Consider the following 4,541-nt stretch of genomic DNA (forward strand, 5'->3'; position numbering starts at 1 on the left):
CTTGAAGACGACGAGGTTGATAGGTTCGGGGTGGAAGCACAGCAATGTGTGTAGCTGACGAATACTAATCGGTCGAGGGCTTATCCTAAACACGTTTACTGTGACCCATACATCCGGTAGACAGCAGCATAAAGGCTTCAGCAAGCCTATCTTTCGTATCCAGTTTTCAATGTGCAAAACGCACAATGAAGCAAGACTCCCACTCGCAGTGGGTTTTAGTGTTTCCATGGAGGATTAGCTCAGCTGGGAGAGCATCTGCCTTACAAGCAGAGGGTCGGCGGTTCGATCCCGTCATCCTCCACCATAGTATGAGTCATTAGCTCAGTTGGTAGAGCACCTGACTTTTAATCAGGGTGTCGTAGGTTCGAATCCTACATGACTCACCATTTTTTAATCTCGGATGCGCGCGTATGGCGGAATTGGCAGACGCACTAGACTTAGGATCTAGCGGGCAACCGTGGGGGTTCAAGTCCCTCTACGCGCATCATAGTACGGCAAAGAAGTCTTGCTTAGCAAGGCTTCTTTTGTTGTTTAAAAGTAGGAAATGATACTCAAATGAGATGTTTTTGAGTAATATTGATCAAATTGGTAATCTCATATTGGTAAAACAAAATAAAGGCTACATTGTTATCACTGCGATTACGTAAAAAATTCCTCTACGCCTCCCCCAAGCTTTTTAACCCTCTGCAGACAAGTATTATCATTCTAATATCTGGAATCTAAGAAGAGACGAAGGTACGGGATGTTAAGAGCCAAATAGACACGCCTTAAAAAAGAAGAGGGCTGCTCTATAATTGTACTGTGATTCGACTGCAAGTGAACTCATTGAAAAGGCGAACGCTTAGACAGCTGTTTGTCTAGGTATTACTAATATGTCAGATCGTAATGTTGCGGAAATTCATTCAATAATATAGGGTAGATGTTCGAATGAATGCTAGTAGCTTTTTTTGACTATAACACTATTTAAAATGTGCTAGTCTCGGTGCCTCTGGCGCACACACGACCAGCTAGACATCGGTGCGTTTACAGTAGTGATGTTTGTTCTTCAAGAGAACTCCTTCCATTATGACTGCACGTCTAGGTTCGATAGGAGATGCTTTCTAACGTGGGTTCTACGGTTTTATGCCAATCTAAATACCCCGATCGTTCAATCCAATTCATGTATCTACGATACATCAAGCAGGTTATCCCTAAAAATTAGTAATAAAAAATCTGTGATATAATATTAAGCATAATACGATATCGATTAACGGGCGGGGATAAATATGAAATTGGAGCGATTGATCTCCATAATCTACAAGCTCCTGAATAACGAAGTTTTGTCTGCTTCTATGCTGGCTGAAGAGTATCAAGTTTCCCAAAGAACTATTTATCGGGATATCGATGTGATCTGCGCTGCGGGCTTCCCTGTCATATCGTATCAGGGAATGAATGGCGGATACGGCATAATGGACGGATACAAAATGGATAAAAGCTTACTCGGTTCTTACGATGTGGATTCCCTGATCACCGTGCTCAGCAGCCTCTCCAGCGTGTTTAAAGATGAGCGTGCTCAGGGTACCATTGAACGACTACAAACAATCGGACCCGAGCAACAGATCCCCACTGTATCTGTCGACTTAGAAACCCGCCGGTCAGGGCCGGACGCGCTTCAACATTTACGTACGGGCATTACGGAGCGAAAAATCGTCCGTTTTGATTATATTAATGCAAATAATGATCGTACTTCCCGTGATATGGAACCCATACAGCTTCATTTCAAATATGGCAATTGGTACGTTTATGGCTTTTGTCGAACGCGTTGTGACTATCGGGAGTTCCGATTATCACGAATAATGAACTTAGTGTTGACGCAGGAAGACTTTCAGCAGCATCACTTAGTGTCGAAAGAGCTTACTTTCACAAACAAGGAATGGTGCGATCTTTTGAAAGATGTTGTGATTCAAGTGGGACCGGAGGCTTTAGCGATAGCTATGGATCAGTTTCACCAAGCGGATATGCAATTTCATGCCGATGGAAATGCAACGATACGAATTCCAGTTTATAAACCACTAGAAGCAAGATGGCTATGGTCCATTCTTCTGAGCTTTGGCAGTGGCGCCGAGGTGCTCGAACCTTATGCACTGCGAAGGATTTTAAAAGAACAGCTTCAAAATACACTCAAACTTTATGAAGAAGTATGACAGTCTGTTGTCATACTTCTTTTATTATTATAACTACAGAACCAAAATCAATTTATTAGAAATCAAAAGGAGAATTAACAAATGTCCAATTATCCAGTAGAAATGTTTCAATACCACACATGGGCCAACCAAACGATCATGGGGAGAATCAAAGAACTCCCGGCCTCTGTGCTAAGTCAAGAAGTAAACAGCTCATTTCCTACCCTTGCCCATGCCCTTAGTCATATCTATGCAGTGGATACGATGTGGTACAAGGTTTTAACAGGCACTGGTATGCGAGAGGCATTTCAAGAATGTATGTCGCTAAATGTGAGTATCCTGCATTCTGTAGATGAATACGAAAAAAACTTCGCGCAGTTATCGGAACAATACAGAGAATGGTTCCAAAGCGAAGCTGATTTGGAGCAAACCGTTTTGCTTGATAACCCATTTGCCGGAATTCGCCAAACACGCTTATCGGAAATTGTACTGCAAGTGGCCAATCATGGGACCTACCACAGAGGAAATATATCTACAATGCTGCGTCAACTAGGCCACGTATCCGTCATGAACGACTATGCATTTTTTTGGTATCAGGAAGCTGCGGAATCCGTTTAATCACTGGAACATTGTTTTGAAAATTTGGTGAGTACAATGGATATTGTTTCGAATTAAATCAAATTATACTAAAAAGGTCGATACTTCTAAAAATAGGAGAGTCGACTTTTTTACTTCGATTTTATGGAAGAAATAAGTCACCATTGCTTGTTGAGATAAGTATCATTTTACCCTTAGATAGTATCAAGTTCGACTTGGGTCATAGGTTGTATACTGAATTTAATTTCACACTATAAATTAGAAGGAGCTTGAATTTTATCTATGGAAATTGAAAATCTAATTACAGTAAAATCGAGAGAAGATTTGAGGATTTGGCTGCAGGAAAATGGAAATATTAAAAAATCTTGCTGGGTAGCAGTTAGCATGACGCCAAACCCAGATACGCTGCTGTATTTGGACGCAGTCGAAGAATCTTTGTGCTTTGGATGGATAGATGGAGTGAAAAAGAAAATAGCCGAAGCTCAAATGGCGCAGAGACTATCGCCTAGAAGCAAAAAGAGTTCATGGACTGAATTGAATAAAGAACGTGTCCGCCGCCTTGAAAAGTTGGGGTTAATGAGAGATGAAGGAAGAAAGGTACTTCCCGATATGGATTACGATTCTTTTAAAATAGATAAGGATATAGAGCAAAGGCTCAAAGAGGAGAGACAGGTATTTGAGAATTTTTTGGCATTTCCAGCTCTTTATAAAAGAGTTCGGATCGACACGATACAAAGTAATAAAAACCAGCCGGAATTATTTAATAGTAGATTAGACAAATTCATTGCAAACACTAAGGATAATAAAATGTACGGTCAATGGCATGATAATGGACGCCTCCTAGATTATTAAGATACGCTATTTTGTAGCGAGACATGTTTGTTGTGGTGGTGATATAAGCACGCCGAAATAGGCTATCTGTAATTAGTGGGAGTAGTTTTCTACTATACTAATTTTGATTTGTTTCAAATTGAAACCCTATCCTTTCATAGGCGTGATAGGTTCATTTTATTTCCTACACATACGAATAGGTCGGGGAGATGCTTATGCTGGATAGTTCAGCAACTATTGTGAATGTTGAAAACGGATCGTCTTGGCCTAGAATAGAATGAACATTCGTGGAGGATGCAARGCAAGGATTAATTCTGATTGTAAATAAAGAACAGGTTACGTAGGTGATCTTAATAGATAAAGAGGAACTACTAATGGCTTTTTAAATTTAAGGACTTTGCACAGTTATAATTCATTTTAAAAAGCAATCGTATTTGAAATCCATTTGTTAATTACACATAGTTAACTAGGCTAACATTGAGCTCGAAAATAAATAACTAATAATATGTTTGTTCATTTATATTAACGAAATTAAATATTAAAACGCTTAGATGTAGTGTTTTACAGGCGTTATAGACGTATTAAATGGCATTTATATAGTGAAATCATAAATATAATAAAATAATTTCAAAAAAGACTTGCAATCATATATGCATGCATGGTATATTCTAATTCCGGCCGAGAGATACACGCGGACGGCGAGAGAAACAAACGAAATAAAAGATTGCTCTTTGAAAACTGAACAACGAGTAATAACTGCCTTGCAAATCCTTCGGGATGAGCAAATATAGCGATAAAAGTTATGAGCAAGTCAAACACCAATTTGGAGAGTTTGATCCTGGCTCAGGACGAACGCTGGCGGCGTGCCTAATACATGCAAGTCGAGCGGACTAGCGTTTTCTTCGGAAAACGCCGGTTAGCGGCGGACGGGTGAGTAACACGTGGGTAACC

Annotated in this window: 3 protein-coding genes, 3 tRNA genes and 2 rRNA genes; all 8 read left to right on the top strand. The window is 40.1% G+C overall.

The features are described from left to right. Positions 1-88: ribosomal RNA gene (locus tag AB4Z17_RS32260) — 23S ribosomal RNA — on the top strand; the annotation flags it as partial. 140 nt (positions 89-228) lie between these two features. After that, a tRNA-Val gene (locus AB4Z17_RS32265) sits at positions 229-304 on the top strand. Positions 305-310: 6 nt separating this feature from the next. Beyond that, positions 311-386: transfer RNA gene (locus tag AB4Z17_RS32270), tRNA-Lys, on the top strand. Between the two features lie 18 nt (positions 387-404). After that, positions 405-484, top strand: a tRNA-Leu gene (locus AB4Z17_RS32275). 781 nt (positions 485-1,265) lie between these two features. Next, complete coding sequence (locus AB4Z17_RS32280) at positions 1,266-2,183, top strand: helix-turn-helix transcriptional regulator (protein ID WP_441913808.1); 918 nt, start codon at positions 1,266-1,268, stop codon at positions 2,181-2,183. A gap of 81 nt (positions 2,184-2,264) precedes the next feature. After that, positions 2,265-2,780: a DinB family protein gene (locus AB4Z17_RS32285; protein WP_441913809.1), complete on the top strand. Its 516-nt coding sequence runs from the start codon at positions 2,265-2,267 to the stop codon at positions 2,778-2,780. 261 nt (positions 2,781-3,041) lie between these two features. Further along, entirely contained in the window at positions 3,042-3,611 is a 570-nt protein-coding gene (locus AB4Z17_RS32290; RefSeq protein WP_441913810.1) for a YdeI/OmpD-associated family protein, read from the top strand. A gap of 799 nt (positions 3,612-4,410) precedes the next feature. Beyond that, a 16S ribosomal RNA gene (locus tag AB4Z17_RS32295) occupies positions 4,411-4,541 on the top strand; the annotation flags it as partial.

It is taken from the genome of Paenibacillus sp. TAF43_2 (genome assembly GCF_052113545.1).
GTDB lineage: Bacteria > Bacillota > Bacilli > Paenibacillales > Paenibacillaceae > Pristimantibacillus.

Coding starts and splice junctions, on each gene's coding strand:
- AB4Z17_RS32280 (WP_441913808.1), top strand. CDS start 1,266: ATGAAATTGGAGCGATTGATCTCCATAATCTACAAGCTCCTGAATAAC.
- AB4Z17_RS32285 (WP_441913809.1), top strand. CDS start 2,265: ATGTCCAATTATCCAGTAGAAATGTTTCAATACCACACATGGGCCAAC.
- AB4Z17_RS32290 (WP_441913810.1), top strand. CDS start 3,042: ATGGAAATTGAAAATCTAATTACAGTAAAATCGAGAGAAGATTTGAGG.